The 17,698-nt window shown below is 73.8% G+C and carries 15 protein-coding genes; 9 read left to right on the top strand and 6 right to left on the bottom strand.

Annotated elements, in window-relative coordinates; all coding sequences use genetic code 11:
- Window positions 1-252: 252 nt before the first annotated feature.
- The gene (locus tag CFP66_RS28950) at window positions 253-2,739 is read left to right on the top strand and encodes a Tex family protein (RefSeq protein WP_094928369.1); all 2,487 of its coding nucleotides are present in this window, start codon (window positions 253-255) and stop codon (window positions 2,737-2,739) included.
- 155 nt (window positions 2,740-2,894) lie between these two features.
- Here CFP66_RS28950 and CFP66_RS28945 read toward each other — a convergent pair whose 3' ends face one another.
- A complete protein-coding gene (locus CFP66_RS28945; protein WP_233159799.1) occupies window positions 2,895-3,497 on the bottom strand; it encodes a CPBP family intramembrane glutamic endopeptidase in 603 nt (200 codons plus the stop codon).
- Between the two features lie 76 nt (window positions 3,498-3,573).
- Between CFP66_RS28945 and CFP66_RS28940 the strand changes: the two genes are divergently transcribed.
- Window positions 3,574-4,527 carry a TIGR03557 family F420-dependent LLM class oxidoreductase gene (locus tag CFP66_RS28940; RefSeq protein ID WP_094928368.1) on the top strand — a complete coding sequence of 318 codons (954 nt, stop codon included), beginning with the start codon at window positions 3,574-3,576 and terminating at the stop codon, window positions 4,525-4,527.
- 177 nt (window positions 4,528-4,704) lie between these two features.
- The gene (locus CFP66_RS28935; protein ID WP_094928367.1) at window positions 4,705-6,456 is read left to right on the top strand and encodes a DEAD/DEAH box helicase; all 1,752 of its coding nucleotides are present in this window, start codon (window positions 4,705-4,707) and stop codon (window positions 6,454-6,456) included.
- A gap of 427 nt (window positions 6,457-6,883) precedes the next feature.
- Here the strand turns inward: CFP66_RS28935 and CFP66_RS28930 are convergent, their stop codons facing one another.
- Entirely contained in the window at window positions 6,884-7,594 is a 711-nt protein-coding gene (locus CFP66_RS28930) for a DsbA family oxidoreductase (protein WP_233159797.1), read from the bottom strand.
- Window positions 7,595-7,723: 129 nt separating this feature from the next.
- Here CFP66_RS28930 and CFP66_RS28925 point away from each other — a divergent pair, with 129 nt between their 5' ends.
- From CFP66_RS28925 to CFP66_RS28910, 4 genes are all read left to right on the top strand, one after another.
- The gene (locus tag CFP66_RS28925; protein WP_233159796.1) at window positions 7,724-8,311 is read left to right on the top strand and encodes a trans-aconitate 2-methyltransferase; all 588 of its coding nucleotides are present in this window, start codon (window positions 7,724-7,726) and stop codon (window positions 8,309-8,311) included.
- 78 nt (window positions 8,312-8,389) lie between these two features.
- Window positions 8,390-9,772: an extracellular solute-binding protein gene (locus CFP66_RS28920; RefSeq protein ID WP_094928366.1), complete on the top strand. Its 1,383-nt coding sequence runs from the start codon at window positions 8,390-8,392 to the stop codon at window positions 9,770-9,772.
- A complete protein-coding gene (locus CFP66_RS28915; protein ID WP_094928365.1) occupies window positions 9,772-10,716 on the top strand; it encodes a carbohydrate ABC transporter permease in 945 nt (314 codons plus the stop codon). Before CFP66_RS28920 ends, CFP66_RS28915 begins: the two co-directional genes overlap by 1 nt.
- A complete protein-coding gene (locus CFP66_RS28910) occupies window positions 10,713-11,597 on the top strand; it encodes a carbohydrate ABC transporter permease (protein ID WP_094928364.1) in 885 nt (294 codons plus the stop codon). The genes CFP66_RS28915 and CFP66_RS28910 overlap by 4 nt, the downstream gene beginning before the upstream one ends.
- Window positions 11,598-11,647: 50 nt before the next feature.
- Here CFP66_RS28910 and CFP66_RS28905 read toward each other — a convergent pair whose 3' ends face one another.
- Entirely contained in the window at window positions 11,648-12,949 is a 1,302-nt protein-coding gene (locus CFP66_RS28905) for an ROK family transcriptional regulator (RefSeq protein ID WP_198961730.1), read from the bottom strand.
- 21 nt (window positions 12,950-12,970) lie between these two features.
- Window positions 12,971-13,792, bottom strand: coding sequence for a shikimate dehydrogenase (locus CFP66_RS28900; RefSeq protein ID WP_094928363.1), 822 nt, complete (start codon window positions 13,790-13,792; stop codon window positions 12,971-12,973).
- A gap of 111 nt (window positions 13,793-13,903) precedes the next feature.
- Here CFP66_RS28900 and CFP66_RS28895 point away from each other — a divergent pair, with 111 nt between their 5' ends.
- Window positions 13,904-14,641 carry an SDR family NAD(P)-dependent oxidoreductase gene (locus tag CFP66_RS28895; protein ID WP_094928362.1) on the top strand — a complete coding sequence of 246 codons (738 nt, stop codon included), beginning with the start codon at window positions 13,904-13,906 and terminating at the stop codon, window positions 14,639-14,641.
- A gap of 24 nt (window positions 14,642-14,665) precedes the next feature.
- Here CFP66_RS28895 and CFP66_RS28890 read toward each other — a convergent pair whose 3' ends face one another.
- Both CFP66_RS28890 and CFP66_RS28885 read right to left on the bottom strand, forming a co-directional pair.
- Window positions 14,666-15,781, bottom strand: a complete 1,116-nt coding sequence (locus CFP66_RS28890; RefSeq protein WP_094928361.1) for a GNAT family N-acetyltransferase — start codon at window positions 15,779-15,781, stop codon at window positions 14,666-14,668.
- A gap of 129 nt (window positions 15,782-15,910) precedes the next feature.
- Window positions 15,911-16,393: a DUF309 domain-containing protein gene (locus CFP66_RS28885; protein ID WP_094928504.1), complete on the bottom strand. Its 483-nt coding sequence runs from the start codon at window positions 16,391-16,393 to the stop codon at window positions 15,911-15,913.
- Between the two features lie 36 nt (window positions 16,394-16,429).
- On the opposite strand from CFP66_RS28885, the gene CFP66_RS28880 reads away from it, so the two are divergent.
- Window positions 16,430-17,560, top strand: coding sequence for a dipeptidase (locus tag CFP66_RS28880; RefSeq protein ID WP_094928360.1), 1,131 nt, complete (start codon window positions 16,430-16,432; stop codon window positions 17,558-17,560).
- Window positions 17,561-17,698 lie beyond the last annotated feature (138 nt).

Below are 17,698 nucleotides of genomic sequence, written 5' to 3'. Positions count from 1 at the left end.
CGCGGATGTCGGTGTGCGGGCGCGACGCGGTCGGCGAGTGGCGGCCGCCGGCCGTCGCACACCGACGGTGGTGCTGACGCACCGACTGCAGTCGGTGTGGCGGCACCGAAGTCGGTGTGCGACGCCGCGTCGCCGGGCGCCGCTGCGCCGTTCGGCTCTGTGGACCGGCGCATTCGGGGTTGCGCCGCGCCCTCGTGCGGGAAGCACCCACCCCTCGCAACGCCGCCGCGACGCGACCGGGACGATGTGCGGGTGACCAGCACGCCGCTCCCGACCCAGCAGGATCCGCGCCCGCTCCGCCCGCAACCCGTCCAGCAGCGCATCGCCGACGAGCTCGGCGTCCGGCCGCACCAGGTGGCCGCCGCCGTCGACCTGCTCGACAGCGGATCGACCGTCCCGTTCATCGCCCGGTACCGCAAGGAAGCCACCGGCGCCCTCGACGACGCGCAGCTGCGCACGCTCGAGGAACGGCTGCGCTACCTGCGGGAGCTGGAGGAGCGCCGCACGGTCGTGCTGGACGAGATCCGCAAGCAGGGCAAGCTGGACGAGGCCCTGGAGGCCAGGATCCTGGCCGCGGAGTCCAAGGCGCGGCTCGAGGACATCTACCTGCCCTACAAGCCCAAGCGCCGCACGAAGGCCATGATCGCCCGCGAGAACGGGCTGGAACCGCTCGCCGAAACGCTGCTCGCCGACCCCGCCCAGGACCCCGCGACCCTCGCAGCGGAGTACCTCAACGAGCAGGTCGCCGACGCCGCCGCCGCGCTGGAGGGCGCCCGCGCGATCCTCGTCGAGCGCTTCGCCGAGGACGCCGACCTCATCGGCGGGCTGCGCGAGCGGGTGTGGTCGCGCGGCATCCTGGTCACGAAGGTGCGGGAGGGGAAGGAGACCGAGGGGGCGAAGTTCGCCGACTACTTCGACTTCTCCGAGCCGTTCACCAAGCTCCCCTCGCACCGGATCCTCGCGGCCTTCCGCGGGGAGAAGGAGGAGATCCTCGACGTCGCGCTCGAGCCGGACGCGGAACCGGCCGAACCAGGAGTCGTCACCGACTACGAGCGCACGATCGCGGCCGCCTTCGCGATCGCCGACCTCGGCCGCCCGGCCGACAAGTGGCTGAACGACGCCGTGCGGTGGGCGTGGCGCACCCGGATCCTCATGCACCTGTCGATCGACATCCGGGTGCGCCTGCGCACGGTCGCCGAGGAGGGCGCGATCGGGGTCTTCGCGGCGAACCTGCGCGACCTGCTGCTCGCCGCCCCTGCCGGCAGCCGCGCGACGATGGGCCTCGACCCGGGCCTGCGCACCGGCGTGAAGGTGGCCCTGGTGGACGACACCGGCAAGGTCGTCGCCACCGAGACCGTCTACCCGCACGCGCCCCGCAACGACTGGAAGGGCACGCTCGCCACCCTCACGAAGCTCGCCGTGGCGCACGACGTCGACCTGATCGCCATCGGCAACGGCACGGCGTCCCGGGAGACCGACAAGCTCGCCGGCGAGCTGGTGGCCGCGAACCCGGCGCTGAAGATGACGAAGGTGATGGTCAGCGAGGCAGGCGCGTCGGTGTACTCCGCGTCGGCGTTCGCGTCGGCGGAGCTGCCGGACCTGGACGTGACGCTGCGCGGCGCCGTCTCGATCGCCCGGCGGCTGCAGGATCCGCTCGCCGAGCTGGTCAAGATCGACCCGAAGTCGATCGGCGTGGGGCAGTACCAGCACGACCTGGCCGAGACGGCGCTGTCGCGCTCGCTCGACGCCGTGGTCGAGGACTGCGTGAACGCCGTCGGGGTGGACGTCAACATGGCCTCGGTGCCGCTGCTGTGCCGGGTCTCGGGCATCAGCGAGGGCCTCGCGTCGCAGATCGTGCAGCACCGCGACGCGAACGGCCCGTTCCGCACCCGCACCGCCCTTGCCGACGTCCCGCGGCTCGGGCCGAAGGCGTTCGAGCAGTGCGCGGGCTTCCTGCGCATCCGCGGCGGTGACGACCCCCTCGACGTCTCCGGCGTGCACCCCGAGGCCTACCCGGTCGTGCACCGCATCCTGGCCCGCGCCAAGACCGACATCGATGCGCTCATCGGCAACGCGCAGAAGATCAAGTCGCTGAAGCCTCACGAGTTCGTCGACACGACGTTCGGGCTGCCCACCGTCACCGACATCCTCGCCGAGCTGGAGAAGCCCGGCCGCGACCCGCGCCCGGCGTTCCGCACGGCCACCTTCGCCGAGGGCGTCCACAAGATCGCCGACCTGAAGCCGGGGATGCTGCTGGAGGGCGTGGTCACCAACGTCGCGGCATTCGGTGCGTTCGTGGACGTCGGCGTGCACCAGGACGGGCTCGTGCACGTGTCGGCGATGTCCACCCAGTTCGTGTCCGACCCGCGCGAGGTCGTGAAGTCCGGCGACGTCGTGCGCGTCAAGGTGCTGGAGGTCGACGAGGCGCGCAAGCGGATCTCGCTGACGCTGCGCCTCGAGGACGAGGCCGGCGGGGGAGCGCGCCAGAAGCGCGGCGGGCCCCGCGAGCAGGAACGTGGGCCGCGCGAGCCGAAGGGCGGGCGCGAGCCGAAGGGCGGGCCGCGGGACCGCAAGGGCGACGGCCGCCGGGAGCCGCAGGGCGACCGCGGTCGCGGCGGGGACCGCAAGGGCGGCGACGGTCGCGGCGGGCAGCGCCAGGGTGGCGGCAGCCCGATGAACAGTGCGATGGCCGACGCCCTGCGCCGCGCGGGTCTCTCCAGCGGCGACGGCAAGCGCTGACAGGACCCCGACACGCGCGCCCCACACCCCGACTCGCGGGGATTTCCACACCTCGCGACTCGCGGGGGGGACTTCCACACCTCCCGACTCGCGGGGGACTTCCACACCTCCCGCGAGTCGGGGTCTGGGCGCGCGTGTGTCGCGCTCGCCCGGCCTCAGCGCCGGAAGAGCCTCGGCAGGAACCGCAGCATCAGCGCCGACCAGGTGAGGTGGGTCAGCAACGGGGCCTGCACGCCGCCGGTCGCCCGCCGCTGCAGGGCGAACAGGGTGCCCATGACGGCCGACGCGAGCACGAGCGCCGGGTTGCGGGTGGCCACGGTCGAGGCCACGTACACCGCGGTGGACACGACGGCCGGGCGCCGCGGGGCGGCGGCATAGACGGCGCCCCGGAAGAAGATCTCCTCGGCGGCGCCGTTGGCGAGCGTGGTGGCCAGCACGAGCGGACCGGAGCCGGCGTCCGCGTGCCGCAGCACCGACGTCAGCGCGCGGTCCAGGAACGGGATGCGCCGCGCGACCAACGCGGCCCCGTAGAAGGCGGCGAAGACGCCCGCGCCGGTGGCCACGGGCGCCGCCACGGCGCGGCCGCGCGGCACCGGCCCGGACGCGAGGCCGCCGGCCGTCCAGGTGGCGGCGGTGGCGAGCGTCAGCGCGGTGAAGGCGCGGGACCCTGGCCGGGCGGCGAGCGACGCGCCGAGCAGCGCCGTGCCCACCACGGTGGTGGTGGCGACGACGGGACGGCGGCGCGGGGGTTCGGGCACGACTCGACTGTGCCGGACGCCCGGGAAGCGCGCCCGCGGTGGGGTCGAGCGGCCCGATCGCGGGTAGGGGAGAGGCATGGCGAGCATCGGCTACTTCCTGTCCAGCGAGCAGTTCGGTCCCAAGGAGCTCATCGACCAGGCCAAGCGCGCGGAGGCCGCGGGCTTCGAGCGGCTGTGGATCTCGGACCACTTCCACCCCTGGAACGACGAGCAGGGGCAGAGCCCGTTCGTGTGGGGCGTGATCGGCGCGCTGTCCCAGGCCACGTCGCTGCCGGTCACGACGGCGGTGACCTGCCCGACGTTCCGGATCCACCCTGCGGTCATCGCCCAGGCCGCCGCCACCGCGGCCGTGCAGCTGGACGGGAGGTTCGTGCTCGGCGTCGGCAGCGGGGAGGCCCTCAACGAGCACGTGCTCGGCGACCAGTGGCCGTCGGTCGGTGTGCGGCTGGAGATGCTGGAGGAGGCGATCGAGGTGATCCGGCTGCTGCACGGCGGCGAGGAGGTCAGCCACCACGGCACCTACTACGAGGTGCAGGATGCGCGGATCTACACGCTCCCCGCGGAGCCGGTGCCGATCTACGTCTCCGGCTTCGGGCCGCAGGCCACCGAGCTGGCCGGCCGCATCGGCGACGGGTACATCACGACGATGCCCGACGCCGACCTGGTCCGGGTGTTCCAGGAGTCCGGCGGGCAGGGCAAGCCGGTGCAGGCCGGCACGAAGGTGAGCTGGGACCGCGACCCGCAGCGCGCGCTCGACATCGCCCACCGCACCTGGGGCAACCAGGGGCTGCCGGGCCAGCTCGCCCAGACGCTCCCGCGGCCCCGCGACTTCATGGACGGGCAGACCCTCGTGACGCCCGGCATGATCGGGGAGTCGGTGGCCTGCGGCGATGACGTCGATGCGCAGGTGGCGCAGGTCCGCCCCTTCCTCGACGCCGGCGTCGACGAGCTCTACGTCTCGCAGATGGGCAGCGACATGGAGGGGTTCTTCACCGCGTGGGAGAAGGACGTGCTGCCCGCGCTGCGGTGACCGCAGAACGAGCCCCGGTGCGGCCGTGACCGCGATCACCTGGGACTATGTGAGGTCGGTGGCGCGTTGAGTCACCTCAGAGACCGCACCGGCCAGGTAGTACGTGTGCCGTAGGCCCCGCGGGCTCGCCCGTGGGAGCGCCGTCCGTGCTCCCGTCCCTGCGTCGGAAGACTTTTCTTGAGCGAGAACGAGCACGAGCTCGACCTGCCCCGCTTCTCCGACCTCCCGCTGCGCGCCGAGCTGCAGCACGAGGTCGAGGAGCTGGGCTATGAGAACCCCAGCCCCATCCAGGCCCAGTCGATCCGACCGCTGGTCGAGGGCCGTGACCTGCTCGGGCAGGCGGCCACCGGCACCGGCAAGACGGCCGCGTTCGCGCTGCCGATCCTCGAGCGCCTCGCCGCGCAGCGTCCCGAGCGCAGCCGTGGCGACGCCCCGTTCGGCCTCGTCCTGACCCCCACCCGCGAGCTCGCCCTGCAGGTGTCCGAGGCCGTCACCCGCTACGGGCGGGGTGTCGGCGCCCGCGTCGTCACCGTGTACGGCGGCGCTCCCGTCGGCCCGCAGTGGAAGGCGCTGCAGCAGGGGGTCGACATCGTCGTGGCCACCCCCGGCCGGGCCATCGACCTCCTCAACCGCGGTTCGCTGCGCCTGGACGCGCTCGAGACCGTCGTCCTCGACGAGGCCGACGAGATGCTCGACATGGGCTTCGTCGAGGACATCGAGACGCTCCTGGACGCCACGCCCGACACCCGCCAGGCCGTCCTGTTCTCGGCCACCATGCCGCGGCGCATCGAGACTCTGGCCCAGAAGTACCTGCGCGAGCCGGTCACGGTGCGCATCCGGCGCGAGGTCGTGCCCGAGGGCGAGGCCCCGAAGGTGCGCCAGACGGCGTACCTGGTGCCGCGCAGCCACACGACCGCGGCGCTCGGCCGCGTACTGGAGGCGGAGCGGCCCACGGCGGCGATCGTGTTCTGCCGCACCCGCCTGGACGTCGACGCCGTCACCGAGACGCTCACCGCCCGTGGCCTGCGCGCCGAGGCCCTGCACGGCGGCATGGACCAGGAGCACCGCACCCGGGTCGTCGAGCGGGTGCGCAGCGGCCGCACCGAGCTGCTCGTCGCCACCGACGTCGCGGCACGCGGCCTGGACATCGACCTGCTCACGCACGTCGTCAACCACGACGTGCCGCAGTCGTCCGAGGCCTACGTGCACCGCATCGGCCGCGTCGGCCGGGCCGGTCGCGAGGGTGTGGCGATCACGCTGGTGCCGCCGTCGAAGGTCCACGCGATGCGCGGCGTCGAGCGGCTCACCGGGCAGCCGATCGAGTTCGCACCGGTTCCCACGGCCGCCGACCTGCGGGCCACCCGGCTCGCGCGCACGGCCACCGTGCTGCGGGAGCGGCTCGTCGCCGACCTGCGCGACGAGGAGCCCGGCGCCCCGACCGACGGCGACGGCGTCCGCGCGATGCTGGATGTCCTCGCCGCCGAGTTCGACGGCGTGGACGTGGCGGCGGCCGCGGTCCGGCTGCTGCAGGAGGCCACCGGCGCCCCGAACGACGGCGAGGACATCCCGGTCGTCGCGCTCCCTCGTGCCGGCGAGCGTCGCGAGCCCCGCAGCCGCGGCGGCGCCGCCGCAGGCACCCGCCCGCCGAAGGCCGGCACCACCCGGCTGTTCGTCAACGCGGGTCGCGCGAGCGGAGTGCGGCCGCAGGACATCGTGGGCGCGCTGGCCAACGAGTCGAACCTGTCCGGGCGTGACATCGGCGCCATCCAGATCCACGAGCGGCACGCGCTGGTGGAGATCCCCGAGCACGCGGCCGAGGACGTGCTGCGCAGCCTGCGCGGCGCCACGACGCTGAAGGGCCGCCGCGCGAACGTGCGTCGCGACCGCGGCTTCGCAGGGGCCGGCGCCGGCCGCGGCCGTCGCGACTGAGGACATCGCCACGAGTCGCACGTCACGGCTGTCGCCACCGCGGTGGCGTGCGACTCGGATGGATTTGGGGCCGGTGATCCGGGCGAGCCGTACGCGGCGGTGGTCCGGGCAGCCATGGTGTGCGGCTGGTAACGATCAACGCCGACCGGTCTCCTGACCGGTCGGCCGGCAGGCTGGCCGCGCGAGCGGCGACGTTGATCGTTGCGAGTCGCGCGGCGCGGTCGTCACGGCCGCCCTGGTGCGCGAATCGGAAGGATCAGGGCCGCATGATCCGCGTGAGCCGTACAAGGATGCTGCCGGCACCGCGCTGATGTGCTGATCACGGCGATCATCGCCGGCGGGGCAGGGCGGGGTCGACCGGCCGCGTGAGCGGGCCGAGGAGCACGTGGCTGTTGTCCGGGGCAGCCTGGTGTGCGGCTCGCTGCGATCAGACGCTGCAGGAGCCGTCGGCGCAGGCGTCCGTGTCGCCACCGGCCGGCGTGAGCACCTGCAGCGGGTGGGCCTCGGTCCACGCCGTCTCCAGGACCTCTCGCAGCGCTTCCGGCGACTGTGCTCCCGCCACCCCGTACTTCCGGTCGACCACGAAGAACGGCACGGCGCTGATCCCGTAGGCCTGGGCCTGCCGCTGGTCGGCGCGCACCGCGTCGGCGTAGCGGTCGGTGGCGAGCACCGCGCGGGCCTCCTCGGCGTCGAGGCCGGCCTCGGCGGCGAGCCACACCAGGGTCTCGGGGTCGCCGATCGGCGCGCCGTCCTCCAGGTAGCCCCGGAAGAAGCGCTCCTTGACCGCGTCCTGCACGCCGCGCTCGGCAGCCAGGTGCAGCAGGCGGTGCGCGTCGAACGTGTTGCCGCCCCGGGCGCGCTCGAAGTGGAAGTCCCAGCCGTCGACCGCGGCCGTCTCGGTCATCTGCCGGTGCCTGTCCGCGGCCTCCTCGCGGGAGATCCCGTACTTGCCGGCCAGGTGCTCGGCGAGGTCGCCCTCCCGCTGACGCGGCGCCGACGGGTCGAGCTCGAAGCTGTGGAAGCTCACCTCGACCTCGTCGCGGTGGGCGAACCCCGCGAGCGCCTTCTCGAACCGGCGCTTGCCGATCGCGCACCACGGGCAGACGACATCGGACCAGATCTCCACCTTCACGTCCACGCTCAACCAGCGGCGCCCGGCGGCTTGTTCCCCGGGCGCTGTCCGGCGCGGGCCGCGGGTGCGCCGTCACCCACCTCCGCGGCAGCATCCGTCACCCACCTCCGTGGCAGTGCCTCTAGCCTGACCCGCGTGTCCGAGCTCCCCGACGACTGGCAGACCTGGCGCGCGCAGACCGACCCCGCGCACTACGACGAGCGGTTCCGGCGGCTGGCCGAGGCCGGGCGGAACATGCACGGGGAGGCCGACCTGGTGGCGTCCTTCCACCCCGCCACGGTGCTGGACGCCGGGTGCGGCACCGGGCGCGTCGGCATCGAGCTGGACCGGCGCGGGATCGCGGTGCTCGGCGTGGACGCCGACCCCGAGATGATCGCGGCCGCCCGGGCGAAGGCGCCGGGGCTGGAGTGGGTCACGGCGGACCTCGCCGGCCTGGACCGCCCGGAGCGGTTCGACGTCGTGGTGCTCGCCGGCAACGTCGTGCCCTACGTCGCGCCCGAGCGGCGGGCGGACGCGGTGGCCGCCTGCGTGGCGCACCTCGTGCCCGGTGGCCGGCTGGTCGCGGGCTTCTCGCTGCGACCCGACTGGCCCGGCCTCGACGACTACGACCGCTGGTGCGCGGCGGCGGGCGCGACGCCGGAGGACCGGTTCGCGACGTGGGAGCGCGAGCCGTACACGGGCGGCGACTACGTGATCGCGATCCACATCAGGGCCACCGCTTGACAGATTTTGTCCATCGTTTTTACTAGGCCCTGTTACGTGGGAGCTGCCACCCTCATCGACGAGGTTCGGGGGACTTCGATGACCGCTTCGCGCAGTACGCGGCCACTGGCTCGGCGCACCATCTTGAAGGCGCTCGGTGGCGCCGTCGTCGCGACACCGCTGCTGGCCACCGCGGGGTGCGGCGGCGCTTCGGCCGCGCCGAACACGCTCCGCGTCAGCTACCAGCAGTGGGGCTCGGGGCGCATCCACGGCACCTACCTGCAGAGGGCGGCCGCGTCATTCGCGCTGCGCCACCCGGACGTCACGGTGGAGCTCGTGCCGCTCGTGGCGTCGGAGAACGACTACTTCACGAAGAACGAGCTGATGATGTCCTCGGAGCGCACCACGTCGGACATCGTCTACGAGGACACGTTCATCCTGAAGTCCGACATCGCGGCCGGCTACCTGCGCCCGATCGACGACCGCGTGGCGTCGTGGCCGCTGTGGAACGAGTTCTACGACGTGGCGCGCAAGGCCGTGCAGGGTGAGGACGGCCGGACCTACGCGATCCCGGCGCCCACCGACACCCGGGCCCTCTGGTACAACCAGGAGCTCTTCACGCAGGCCGGCATCCCGCTGCCGTGGGAGCCCCGGAGCTGGGACGACCTGCTCGCCACGTTCCGCACGCTGAAGCAGCAGCTGCCCGACGTCGTCCCGGTCAACATCTTCGCCGGGAAGCCGCAGGGTGAGAAGACCAGCATGCAGGGCGTGCAGATGCTGCTCTACGGCACCGGCTCGGTGATGTACGACGAGGCGACGCGCAAGTGGATCACTGGGAGCGCGGGTCTGGTCGAGTCGCTGCGGTTCATCCAGACCTTGTACGCCGAGGAGTTGGGGCCCGGCATCGCCGACGCGCTGGACGCGAACATCAGCGAGACGATCTACACGTCCTGGCTGCCGGAGGGGAAGATCGCCGTGGCGCTGGACGGCAACTGGATCAACCAGAACTGGGGTCCGGGCAAGCCGGGCGAGTGGCCCGAGTGGGCGCAGACGATGGCGGTCGCGGCGATGCCGACGCAGTCCGGGCAGGACCCCGGCGTCGTCACGCTGGCCGGCGGCTGGTCGTGGGGCCTGCCGAGCCGGGCGCGGAACCCCGAGCTCGCGTGGCAGTTCCTCACGGAGATGTGCTCGACCGAACACGTGCTGGCCTGGACGATCGACGACAACAAGGTCAGCAACCGGCGCGACGTCGTGAACCATCCCGAGTACCGCGGGTACTCGCCCACGATCGAGTTCTTCACCGGCTTGGTGCCGATGGCCACGTACCGGCCCGCGCTCGCGCCGTACCCGCAGATCTCCACCGCGCTGCAGACCGCGGCCGACGCGGCGATGCGCGGCGCCCCACCGGAAGCGGCGGTGGCGGAGTACGACCTGGCGGTGGCCGACATCGTCGGCGGCGACAGCACGGCGCAGGAGGCGTGATGGCGGCCCCGGCGACGACCCCGACCGAACGCGGCGGAGCCCCGGCGCCGCCCGCCCCGCGCAACCAGCCCAACCGGCGCCGGTCGGTGCTGCGAGCCTCCCCGCTCACCCCGGCCGTGGTGCTGCTGCTGCTGTTCCTCGCGGGGCCGGTCGTCTACAGCATCTACCTGTCGCTGACCAACAAGGCGCTGCGCGGCGAGGGCTCGTCCTCCACGGAGTTCGTCGGCCTGGAGAACTTCACCGAGGCGTTCACGACGGGCGCCTTCTGGAACTCCGTGGGCCTGACCCTGGTGTTCACGATCGTCTCGGCGGTGATCGGCCAGAACATCCTCGGCCTCCTGCTCGCGCTGCTGATGCGGCAGGCGAGCAAGGCGGTCACCGCGATCACCGGCATGATCGTCATCGGGGCGTGGATCCTGCCGGAGGTCGTCACGGGCTACCTCTGGTACACCTTCCTCGGCGACGAGGGGTCGTTGAACGCGCTGCTGGGCGTGGTCGGGATCCCCCCGCAGGACCTGCTGTTCTCGCTGCCCATCCTCGCCGTGTCCTTCGCGAACATCTGGCGCGGCACCGCGTTCTCCATGCTGATCTACACCGCCGCGCTGGCGCAGATCTCGCCCGAGATCGAGGAGTCCGCCCGCATGGACGGTGCGGGCCCCGCGCGGCGGTTCTTCTCGATCACCCTGCCGCTGCTCCGCCCGTCGATCATGACGAACCTCATGGTCATCACGCTGCAGACGCTGTCGGTGTTCGGACTGATCTACATCATGACGACCGGCGGGCCCGGCACGTCCAGCCAGACGCTGCCGCTCTACATGTACGAGCAGGCGTTCAGCTACGGGCAGCTCGGCTTCGGCACCGCGGTGGCGCTGCTCCTGCTGCTCATCGGCGGTCTCGCCTCGATCGTGTACCTGCGGGTGCTCCCCAAGGAGGACAAGGTATGACAACGGTGCAGGACCGTCCCGCCGCCGCTGCCCCGGTCCGCGGGACCAGCGCGCGCGTCCGCGGGGTCCGGCGCGCGGCCGTCGCGTCCAACGTCGGCCTGCTGCTCATCGCGGCGTTCTACTGCATCCCGCTGCTGTGGGTCGTGCTCGCCTCGTTCGACCCGAACGCGTCCCTGACCGTGTCCTGGCCCGAGGAACCGAGCCTCGCGAACTACCGCGAGATCATGAACGTGGAGACGACGTTCCGGCCGCTGTGGAACTCGCTGGTGCTCTGCGGGGGCGCCACGCTCATCACCGTGGTGTGCGCCGCGCTGGGGGCCTACCCGCTCTCGCGCTACCGCTCCCGGGCCAGCCGCCCGTTCCTGCTCACGATCATCTTCGCGACCGGGCTGCCGATCACCGCGATCATGATCCCGGTGTACGCGATGTTCGTGCAGATCAACCTGGTCGACTCGATGCCCGGGGCGATCCTGTTCCTCGCGACGTCCTCGCTGCCGTTCGCGATCTTCCTGACGAAGAACTTCTTCGACGGCGTGCCCGTCGACATGGAGGAGAGCGCCTGGACGGAGGGCGCCTCGATGGTGCGGACGCTCTGGTCGGTGGTGCTGCCGCTGGTGCGCCCGGGCATGGCGGTCGTCACGATCTTCACGTTCGTGGGCATGTGGGGCAACTTCTTCGTGCCGTTCATGCTGCTGCTCTCGCCGGAGAAGCTGCCGGCCGCGGTCAGCCTTTTCACGTTCTCCTCGCAGTACGGGCAGGTCGCCTACGGCCAGCTCGCCGCGTTCTCGATCTTCTACTCGGCCCCGGTCGTGCTGCTCTACCTGCTGCTGGGCCGCCGCCTGGGTGCAGGCTTCACGGCAGCGGGCGGCGTCAAGGGGTGAACCACCCGCACCTTGGAGCCGTACTGCTGTCTCTCGGCCTGAGAACAGCGCTATGGCTCCAAGGTGGCCATTTCGAGTTCCTGCCCCAGTAGCAGGGTGGCCGGGCGCGTCGAGAACGCGTGTTCCAGGACCAGGCAGCCGGCGCCGATCGCGCCTACGTCGGCGCCGAGTGAGCTGCCCAGCGCCGTGACGGGGTGCACCTGGCGGGCCTCGGTGGTGGTGAGCAGGGTGTCGCGCAGGATCGGCAGGAACACGGCGCTGATCCGGTCCCAGATCGGGCCGCCGAAGACCACGGCGCGCACGTCGAGCAGGTTGCTCACGGTGGCGGCGCCGCGGGCCAGCCGGAACGCGCTGGCCTCCAGGATCCGGCGCGCCGGCGCGCTGCCGTCCGCGGCGAGCGCGCACAGGTCGGTGAACAGCTCGTCGATCTCGCGGTCGTCGATCTCGCGGTCGCCGGTGCCCGGCCGGGGGAGCAGGCCCGCGTCGCCGGCCTCGGCCACCAGGTTGCGGGGCATGCAGGCCGCCCCGACGCAGCCGCGCTGACCGCAGTTGCAGCGCGGCCCGTCGGCGGCCACCATCAGGTGCCCGATCTCGCCGGCGTTGTTCGTGGTGCCGCTCAACAGTTCGCCGCCCACGACGAGGCCCGCGCCGAGGCCGGTGCCCAGGTAGAGGAACACGAAGTCCTCGAGCGCGAACGCCGACCCGCGCGGACCCCGCCACAGCTCGGCCAGCGCCGCCGCGGCCGCGTCCTTGTGCAGCACCACCGGGTAGCCGGTGGCCTCGTGCAGCAGCGCGCGCAGCCCCACGTGCGTCCACCCGGGCAGCAGCGGGGGCTCCAGCACGACGCCGGCCCCCGGATCGAGCGGGCCGGGCGCGGCGATGCCCAGCCCCAGCACCCGCCGCGCGTCGACGCCGGTGGCCGCGACCAGCCCCTCGGCGGCCGCGGTGACCGCGCCGACCAGCCGCGTCGGGGACGCCGCGGAGGCGGGCAGCGTGCGCACCGACGCCACGACGTCGCCCACGAGGTCGAGCAGGGCGACCGTGGTGACGGTGGGATCGATGTGCACGCCGATCGCGAAGTGCCCGCCCGCGTGCAGCCGCAGCAACGTGCGCGGCTTCCCGCGCCCGGCCGGGACGAGCGTGCCCGCCTCCGTGATGAGGTCGCGGTCCAGCAGCCTGCGGGTGATGTTGGATACCGACTGGGCGGACAGGCCGGTGAGCTCGGCGAGCTCCACGCGCGACAGGCCCTCGGGCGCGTGCCGCACGGCGTTGAGGATCACCGCCTGGTTGAAGTCGGCGATGCGCGGCAGGTTGGTGCCCGGCCGTGCCGGCGCGTTCCTGCTGCCCTCCATGGGCGGATGATAGGTGGCGGGTCAGACCCGCGCGGCGTCCGCCGCGTCGAGGGCGTCGCGCATGGCCGCCACCGGTGGTGTCCTCCCGGTCATCAGCTCCACCTGCGCCACGGCCTGGTGCAGCAGCATCTCCAGACCGCTGACGACGCGCGCCCCCGCCGCCTCGGCCGCCGCGGCGAAGGCCGTCGGCCACGGTGCGTAGACCACGTCGAGCAGGACGGCGCCCGCGCGGACACCGGTGAACGCGTCGGCGGCGCCGCTGGGGAGCGTGGAGACGACGACGTCGGCCGCGGCGAGCTCGGCCCCGGTCCGGGCCGGGTCGGTGAGGGCGTCGGAGACCGAGGGTGCGACGCCGAGGCGCTTCGCCGCCGCGTCCAGCCCGCCCGTGCGGGAGCGGCTGCGCACCAGCACCGCGACGTCGTGGATCCCCAATGCGGGCAGCGCGGCGAGAGTGGCCTGGGCCGTGCCGCCCGCGCCCAGCACCACGGCGCGACCGCCCGGTGCGGCGCCGGCCCCGCGCAGCGCCGCGACGACGCCGGCGACGTCGGTGTTGTCCGCGTAGCGGCGCCCGTCGCGCAGGACCAGGGTGTTGGCCGCGCCGGTGGCGGCCGCGAGCGGGGAGACCTCGCGGGCGACGTCCAGAGCCACCCGCTTGAGCGGCATCGTCAACGACAGCCCCGCCCACTCGGGCCCTCGCCCGGCGACGAACCCCGCCAGACCGGCTTCGTCGCACTCGTGCGCGTCGTAGTGCCAGCCCTCGAGCCCGAGCGCGGCGTAGGCCGCCGAGTGCAGCACCGGGGACAGCGAGTGTCCGACGGGGAGTCCGAGTACCGCCGCGCGCATGCCTGCCAGTATCCCCGGCGGTCTCGGCCGATCGTTCCCGGCCTGCGCAGCGACACCGCGGGCCCGGGGGACCGCTGCGGCGCCGTCGGTGGCCTGTGCCACGCTCGGCGGATGGGGGAGACGGTGCTGGTGCTCGGGGGGCGCAGCGAGATCGGGGTGGAGGTGGCGCGGCGGATCGCCGCGGGCGCCACGGTGGTGCTGGCGGCGCGGCGCAGTACCGAGCTGGATGCCGAGGAGAAGCTGCTGCGCGCGGCGGGGGCCGCGGAGGTGGACCGGGTCGAGTTCGACGCCGACGCCCTCGACACCCACCGCGCCGTCCTGCTCGACGTCGTGCGCCGCCACAGGAGGCTCGACGTCGTCGTGGTCGCCTTCGGGATCCTCGGCGACCAGGCCCGCGCCGAGCGCGACCCCGCACACGCGCTGGCGATCGTGCACACCGACTACGTGGCCCACGTCGCCGTCCTGCTGCACCTGGCCGCGATCCTGCGCAGCCAGGGCCACGGCGCGCTCGTGGTGTTCTCGTCGGTCGCGGGGGCGCGGGTGCGGCGGGCCAACTTCGTCTACGGCTCGGCGAAGGCAGGCCTGGACGGCTTCGCCGGCGGCCTCGCCGACTCCCTGCACGGCAGCGGCGCCCGGTTGGTGCTGGTGCGGCCGGGGTTCGTCATCGGTCGCATGACCGACGGGATGGCGCCGGCGCCGTTCTCGTCCACACCGGCCCAGGTCGCCGACGCCACGGTGGCCGCGCTGCGGGCCGGCCGCGGCGAGGTGTGGGTGCCTGCGGTCCTGCGCCCGATCTTCGCCGTGCTGCGCCACGCGCCACGGGCCCTGTGGCGCCGGATGCCCCGGTAGCGGCGCGCCGCCGAGCGGCGCCGCTCACACGAGCAGCTCGTACCAGGCGCCGTCCTCGATCGCCCGGTCGGCGCCGACCCCGACCACGCCGTCGCGCGTGAAGCGCCCGGCGAGGCGGAAGCCGGCGCGCTCGGCCACGTGGCGGCTCGCCGTGTTGGACCAGGCCGCGCCGATCTGCAGCCGGTGGCGGCCCAGCCCGCCCGCGGTCACCGGCGTGAAGGCGTGGGCCACGACGAGGTCCAGCGCCTCGCCGACCACGCCGCGTCCCCGGGCGTCCGGGTGGGCCCAGTAGCCGACCTCGCCGCTGGTCGGGTTGATCGTGTCGTCGAGGGCGAACACGGAGACGTTCGCGAGCAGCCGGTCGTCGTCCGGGTGCGCCACCGCCCAGGTGACGCTGCGCCCGAGCGACTCGCCGAGCCGGGCGGCCAGGACGAACTCCTGCGCCTCCTGCTCGGTGTAGGGGTGCGGAAGGCCCGGCAACCAGCGCCGGGTGCGCGGGTCCGAGCACGCCTGCACGATCCGCGGCAGGTCCGCGGCCGTGTGCGGGCGCAACCGGACCCGCTCCCCGGTCAGGACGGGCGTCGGCCACCAGGTCGTCCGCGGGGACAGGGCATCGCCCGCGGCCAGCGAGGCGAACCAGCCGTCGCGCAGCTCCCCGCGCCGGGCCACGGCGAGGCGGCGGGTGCCCTCGTGCCGGAAGCCGCAGGCGTGCGCCACCCGCCAGGAGGCGAGGTTGCCCGCCTGCGCCCACCAGTGCAGCACCGGCAACCGGGCCTCGTGGAACGCCCAGCGCGCCGCGAGCCGCAGTGCCGCCGACATCACCCCGCGCCCGCGGGCCGCGGGTGCGAGCCCGAAGCCGACCGACGGTGGCGGGCCCGGGCTCACGTCCAGGTTGCCGGCGAAGCGTCCGTCGGCCTCGACGGCCCAGCGGAACGCCACGCCGCTGCGCCAGTCCTGCGGGGCCTTCTCCTCGATCCAGCGCCGTGCATCATCGGGGCGGTAGGGGTCGGGGATGCTCGTCCAACGCCGGGTCTCGGGGTCGCGGGCCATCGCCAGCACGCTGTCGGCGTCGGCAGGTGCGTGGGCGCGCAGGGTCACCACGCCGTCGGTGAGCGTCGGCGCGGACGTGGGCAGCGGCACCCGCCGATCATGGCGGAGTCACGCGGAGCGGGCCAACCGGTTCCGGCGCGGCCGCATGATCGTCGGATGGGTGCGCGGACGGCGGCGGGCTGCCGGATTGTGCGCCGGACCGGCGATCACCGCGTGCGGTCAGCCGCGCAGGCGTGGGCGCAGGTCCGCCTCGGGGATGCCGGTGAGGCCGTCCGCGGCGATCCGCGCCGCGAGCGCGTCGGCGAACGCGCGGAGCCCGCGGACGTCGACGCCTGCGGGCGGCGGCGCGGCCCAGGCCCCGATCCGGTCCGCGGCCCGTTCCAGCAGCGCCGCGGCGCCCTTGGCGTTGCCGCGCTGCGCGTGCGTCAGTCCGACGGCGAGCTGGGCCAGCCCGCGCCACAGCTCCTGCTCCTGCGCCGGGGCTGCCTTCCACGCGGCCTCCAGCACGTCGTGGGCGGGGAAGGGCAGGCCGGCATCGAGCAGGCGCTGGGCCTCGGTGACGCTGTCCTGCGCGCTCAGCACCAGGTCCTCGGGAACCCGCTCCGCACCCTCCGCGCCGTGCGGCAGCGGGTGGCCCGCCGCGTCGCGGGGGCGGGAGTTGCGGGGTCGACCCGACGGGTCCCTGTCACGTGCGATGCTCACGTCCACACGGTGCCACGCGAGCGGCAGACTGGCGGTGTGGACCACCTTCCGCGCGCCGAGGCGCTGCTCACCGCCACCCCGCTCGTGGACGGGCACAACGACCTGCCGTGGGCGCTGCGCCAGGTCGCGGGCCCGGACCCGGCCGACGCCGTCGCCGGCACCGACCTGGTGGCCGGGATGCCCGCGTTGCAGACCGACCTGCCACGGCTGCGGGCCGGACGGGTGGGGGTGCAGTTCTGGTCGGTGTACGTGCCGTGCTCGTTCGCCGGCTCCGATGCGGTGACGGCCCTGCTGGAGCAGGTCGAGCTCGTGCACCGGCTCACCGAGCGCTACCCGGACCTCGCCCTGGCCACCACGGCCGACGCCGCCGAGGCCGCGTTCGCGCAGGGCCGGGTGGCCTCGCTGCTCGGCGCCGAGGGCGGGCACGGCATCGCCGGATCGCTCGGGGTGCTGCGGGCGCTGCGCCGCCTGGGCGTCCGGTACCTGACGCTCACCCACAACGCGAACACCGAGTGGGCCGACTCGGCCACCGACGAGCCGGTGCACGGAGGTCTGAGCGACTTCGGCCGCGAGGTCGTGCGGGAGATGAACCGGATCGGGATGATCGTCGACCTCTCGCACGTCGCCGCCACCACGATGCGCGACGCGCTGGCCACGACCGCGGCGCCGGTTCTGTTCACGCACTCCTCGTGCCGCGCGGTGAACGACCACCCGCGCAACGTGCCCGACGACGTGCTGGGCGCGCTGCCCGCGAACGGGGGGGCCTGCATGCTGACGTTCGTGCCGCGCTTCGTCTCGGCGGCGGTGACCGACTGGGACCGGGAGCTGGGGGAGGCGATGGCGGCGGCGGGCCAGGACCACCGCGACGTGGCCACGCGCACCGCCTTCACCGCCACCTGGGACGGCCCGGCGTGCCCCCGGGCCACGCTCGCCGACGTCGTGGCGCACGTGGAGCACGCCCGCGAGGTGGCAGGCGTCGACCACATCGGCCTCGGCGGCGACTACGACGGCACGGTGGAGCTGCCCGTCGGCCTGGAGGACGTGTCGCGCTACCCGGTGTTGTTCGCCGCGCTGCTCGAGCGGGGCTGGAGCGAGGAGGACTGCGCGAAGCTCGCCGGACGCAACGCGTTGCGCGTGCTGCGCGCGGCGGACGAGGCGGCCGCCTGAGGCACGCACCCCGCCCACGACACACATGCGCCCACACCCCGACTCGCGAAGAAGGCTCCACCCTCCCGATGCTCCTATGGAAGTCAACCCGTGATCTGAAGATCTTGGTGGCTGTGGGTTAGGGCGGTGTAGACCTCG

The organism is Pseudonocardia sp. MH-G8 (assembly GCF_002262885.1).
In the GTDB taxonomy this organism is placed as follows: domain Bacteria; phylum Actinomycetota; class Actinomycetes; order Mycobacteriales; family Pseudonocardiaceae; genus Pseudonocardia.
Note: the sequence above shows the minus strand (reverse complement) of the source record. Positions and strands in the feature narration are given on the sequence as shown.